The sequence below is a fragment of the Streptomyces sp. NPDC049577 genome (assembly GCF_040675635.1).
Lineage (GTDB): Bacteria > Actinomycetota > Actinomycetes > Streptomycetales > Streptomycetaceae > Streptomyces.
On record NZ_JBFAPH010000416.1, the window covers coordinates 1 to 4,712 of the forward strand.

Consider the following 4,712-nt stretch of genomic DNA (forward strand, 5'->3'; position numbering starts at 1 on the left):
GCCAGCGCCTGGGACGTCAGGCTGCCGGCCGTCCCGCCGTCGCGCGCGGACAGCTCCTGGCGGGCCGGACCGATCGTGCCGGCCCGGTGCACAGTCCCCCCGTCGAGCGTGATCAGCCCGGCGAGGACTGCAGCAGCGTGGTCTTGCCCCGGCCGTTCTCGCCGACGACGGCGAGGCGCGACCGGACGGGGACGGTGACGCTGTCGGCGCGGATGTCGAACTCGGCGAGGAGGATGCGCATGACGTGCTCCACCCCGGACCGCCCCTCCAGGGCCAGGCCGTAGACGTGCGGTCGGCCCAGCCAGGACCGTACGCGCGCCGACGGCGAGGAGTTCGAAGACGTCGTCGCCGGTGCGGCTGCTTCTGTCGGACAGGACGGCGAGGCGGTCACCGGCGGCGTCGACGATACCCGGAGGGCGTCCGCCGACCCGATCTCGCCATCCGGCCCCCTTCCCCACAAGATCATCTAGGCTGATCGCACCGAAGGTGCGCACACGCAGGCATCAAGGGTCCGCCTGGTGGCAGGAGTGGAAGAAATAGGTGAATCGGTGACGTTACGCATGGACGACGTGCGCAAGCTCTTAGGGGACGCCGATCGTCAGGGGCGGGTGGAGATCCCGGCGTCCGTACTCGGCGTAGCGCCGTCCTCGGACCTCGTGTTCCCGGGCGGGACGCTGCGGATCGACGACGCGGTGGCCGAGCCGCGCGGAATACGGGTGACCGGGCGGGCCGTGACGACCGCCGGGCCCGGGCCGGTGCCCGTACGGCTGGCCTTCACCGGGGACAGTGAGCAAGTCACCGGCGTGCTGGCGGTCGCGGAGCTCGGGGCGGGCCGCGAGCTGCGGCTGGTCGGCGGTGCGCCGGCCGGTGGCGGGCTTGCGCCCGGCGCGTGGGCGGTGGTGGGCGGCCGACCGTACCGGCTGACCCGTACCGGCCCGGTAGCGGAGACCGACCCCGGGCGGCGGGACGGGCTGGGGCGTGCGCTGCCCAAGGCCTCCGTGAAATCCGCCGCCGCTCGTGAGCGCGGGCCGCGGGCGCTGGTGACCGAGCACGGCGTCCTCGTCCCCCGGCCGCCGGCGGTGCGCCGCAAGGGCGTGCGCGTGCTGGAGTCGCCGGCCGTGCGCGGCTGGTCGCCCATTGGGCCGGTCGATGGCGAGAACGGCATCAGTATCGAGTACGTCAACCCGCCGCTGCGGATCGCGGGCGCGCTGACCGCGCTGCCGGCCGCCCCGCCGTACAAGGCCGTTGTGGGTGGCGTGCTGCTCGTGGACACCGGGACGTTCAACGGCTCTGCGATGGGCGCGTATGTCGTCCCGGACGGCAGCGGCGAGGCGGGACCGTCGTTCTTCGGCTATGGGTCGCTCGGCAGCGAGACCGGCTTCGGCCCACCCGGATTCCAAGTCCGGGGCATATCTGCTGGTTTCGGGTGGAACAGCAGGGTGCGGGTGCCGTCCGCCGACGCCTTGGGAGGGTTTCCCTTCCTGGTCGCGCTGGACAACCCCGGCGAGATCGGTGCCGACGGCGAGCAGGTTGACCCACTGGCCGTGCTGAGCACCCTCATCGGTGGCTCAAACCCGTGGGTGCGGCCGCAGGAGGGCAATCTGTGGATCGCCGCCGGTATGGCCTTCGACTGTTTCGAGGCCTTCCGCGGACGTGCGATGGCCCTGTTGCAGTTCGGATCGGACCTGACGATCAGCCTGCTGGGCGTCGCCAGTGCCCTTTTGCCCACCAAGGGCGACAAGAAGATCGCCCGAGTGGACATCGGCATCGAGGCGACCGTCCGGCCCCGGGCGGGTGAGCTGAGCATCAGCGCCGCCATGACGGACAAAACCTTCATCCTCGACCCGAACTGCGAAATGCGCGGCGGAGTCGGGGTGAAGGTCTGGTTCGGCGACCATCCGCACGCCGGTGACTTCGCGCTGATCCTCGGCTGGCTTCCGGCCGGCCGCGAACTCCCCGCCCGCTACCCCAGGCAGCAACCCGCCGGTATCACCTGGGGCATTGGGTCCACCGTCAGCATCACCGGCAATGCCTACGCCGCGCTCACCCCCAAGTGGCTGATGGCGGGCGGGCTTCTCGACATCAATTTCACGTCGAAGGCACTGCGGGCCTGGCTCACCGCTCGGATTGACGCCCTGGTGGAGTGGAACCCCTTCTCCTTCGACGTGGGCGTGGGCGTGCGGGTCGGCGTGTCCGCCACCGTCAAGGTGGCCTTCGTCAAGGTCACGATCTCGGTCGAGGTCGGGGTCAGCGGCCGGGTGTGGGGCCCGCCGGTGGGCGGCGAGTTCACCGTCCACCTGTGGTTCGTCTCCTTCACCATCGGCTTTGGCTCGCCGCGCCGTAACACTCCCCCCGCACTGGACTGGGGCGGCTTCCAGGGCATGCTGCCGCCGCCGTCGAACATGGTCCGTACCGTCCCGAACGCCGGATACGCCGGCGAAGGCGCCGCGGCCACGCCGGGCGCCGTCAAGCCGTGGCTGGCCGACAACGGCGGGTTCACCTTCACCGCCGACACCCAGGCGCCGGTCAGCAAGCTGTTCCTGGACCGGACGAGCACCACGCCGGTGGACACCGGTGACCGGCTGGACATCCTCCCCATGCGCACGCGCGACCGCGACAGCGAACTGCGCGTGTGGCTGACCCGCGACGGCCAGGACGTGACCCTGGCGGACTGGGGCCGCTCGGTGCTGCGCGGCACCGTGCCCAACGCCCTGTGGGGTGAACGGCCCGACGCGCCCGGCGACGGGCTGCTCCCCGACCGCATCATCGGCGTACGGCTCACCTCGCCGCCGGTTGACCACGGCACCTCCACCGGATTCATCGACGAGCGCGCGATCGCCTTCGACCCGATCGCCCCGGACGGCAACCAGCCGCTGTCCGCGGCCGAGAGCCCCGCGGGCCCGGTGCCGCAGCGGCCGGGCACCGTCATCCGGACGATCCGGGACGGCATCGACACGGCCGCCACCCGCGGCAACCGTGCCGCCCTGGTGGACGCGCTGAAGCGCCTCGGCACCGACCCGGGCCCGGTGGACAACGACCTCAGCGGCTACGCCCGTGCCGCCGGTACGGCCTTCACCGCCGAGCCGATGCTGGTCCCGGCCGGCTGAACCGGCCCCCTTCGACGGGCCCGCGCCCTTCGCGCGCGGGCCCGCCCCAACTCATTCGTCTCCCTGACGCGCCCTGTCCGCGAAAGGCACCACTGTGACCACCACGCCCGACTCCGCCCCACGACCACGTACCACCGCCGCCTCGGCCCAGCACCGCACCCGCTTCTTCGACCACCGCGTCCCGTCCCTGTCCGCCGGCCGGTACGAGATCCGCAACCAGCAGATTCTGCGGGACGTGGACGGCGCCGACCGCGTCATCGACGCCCTCCCGCAGCCCTTCGAGGTGGTCCAGCCGCGCTTCGCGCTCCCGGCGACCGCGGTCAACGCCCGCTTCCCCGTACCCGACGCCGAAGGCACATACAGCCAGACGCTCCCGCACATCAACCTCGATGTCCCCGGGCTGCCCTGGAGCCGGCCGCTCGGCCCCGGGCACCCCGCCGGCGTTCCATGGACGGCCCTGCTGCTGTTCCGGGAGGGCGAACTCCCCGAGGACCCCGAGGCCGTTGGCCTCGTCACCGCGGGCACCGTACGGCAGCTGCTGGCCCGCGAACTCGGCCCCGGCACCCCGCCCGCCCTGGACCCCGACAGCCTGCCCGGGGACGACCAGGACCAGCACTGCGCCACCGTGCTCGTCCCCGCGGCGCTCTTCGACGCCGTCAAGCCGCTCCCCGAGGAGATGGGATACCTCGCCCATGTGCGCGAGGGCGGGCCGGCGGACGCCACCCTGTCCGACAGCGACCCCGAGCCGGACGAGCAGGAGCTCAACGCCGTGGTGGTCGCCAACCGCTTCCCTGCGGCGGCCGGCGGCCGGCATGTCGTCCACCTCGTCTCCCTCGAAGGCTTCGACGCATACCTTGACGCCCCCGCCCCGGGCGACGGCGTACGGCTGGTGTCGCTGACCTCCTGGACGTTCACCAGCGAGGCCGACTCCGGCACGGGTTTCGCCGACCTCGCGCAGCACCTTGCCACGAGCGACGGCACCACACCGCGCCCGGCCGACGAACTGCGCCTGGCCGTCCCGGTCGCCGCACCGGCGAACCCGTCGGCGCACGAACGTGAGGTCGTCGACCGGATGGCGGGCGGCGGCGTGGCGCTGCCCCAGCGGCTGGAGACCGGGGAACGTACCGTCGCCTTCCACCGCGGCCCGCTCACCGCCCGGCCCGCACAGTCGCTCCCCGCGCCGGCCGCCACCCGTCTGGAGTCCCCCGGCGAGGCGCTGGTCTACCTGGAGTCGTACGGCGTCTTCGACACCGCGTACGCCGCCGCCTTCACCGCCGGGCGCACCCTGGCCCTGGCCGACGAGACCTTCCGCGCCGCGCTGCTGGAGTTCCGTTCCGCCGGCCGTCGGGCGCTGCGCCGCCTGGCCGCGCACCCCCGGGCAGCCGCCGCAGGAACGGCGTCGGCGCCCCGGCTGCTGACAGCGTCGCCGGCCTTCGACGCCTTCGACCGGATGCTTCAGGACAGGGAGGGGGAACGTTTCGTCGCCGCCGTCGAGCAGTCGGGCCCGCGTCTGCGCGCCCGTCCCCACGCTCGCCGACCTGGACGCCCTGCTGGAGCGCACCCGCGCGGCCGGTGGCACGGTCGCGCTCACCGCGCCCTCCGGCG

2 protein-coding genes and 1 pseudogene are annotated in these 4,712 nt (G+C 73.2%); 2 read left to right on the forward strand and 1 reads right to left on the reverse strand.

Going from position 1 to position 4,712, the window contains the following annotated elements:
- Positions 1-211: 211 nt before the first annotated feature.
- Positions 212-413: pseudogene (locus AB0K09_RS29895) on the reverse strand (alpha-hydroxy-acid oxidizing protein); the annotation flags it as partial.
- 135 nt (positions 414-548) lie between these two features.
- On the opposite strand from AB0K09_RS29895, the gene AB0K09_RS29900 reads away from it, so the two are divergent.
- Together AB0K09_RS29900 and AB0K09_RS29905 are read left to right on the forward strand one after the other, a co-directional pair.
- A complete protein-coding gene (locus tag AB0K09_RS29900) occupies positions 549-3,107 on the forward strand; it encodes a DUF6603 domain-containing protein (RefSeq protein WP_366068538.1) in 2,559 nt (852 codons plus the stop codon).
- A 94-nt stretch (positions 3,108-3,201) separates the two neighbouring features.
- Positions 3,202-4,712: hypothetical protein (locus AB0K09_RS29905; RefSeq protein WP_366068539.1), on the forward strand; the 1,511-nt coding region annotated here is incomplete at its 3' end.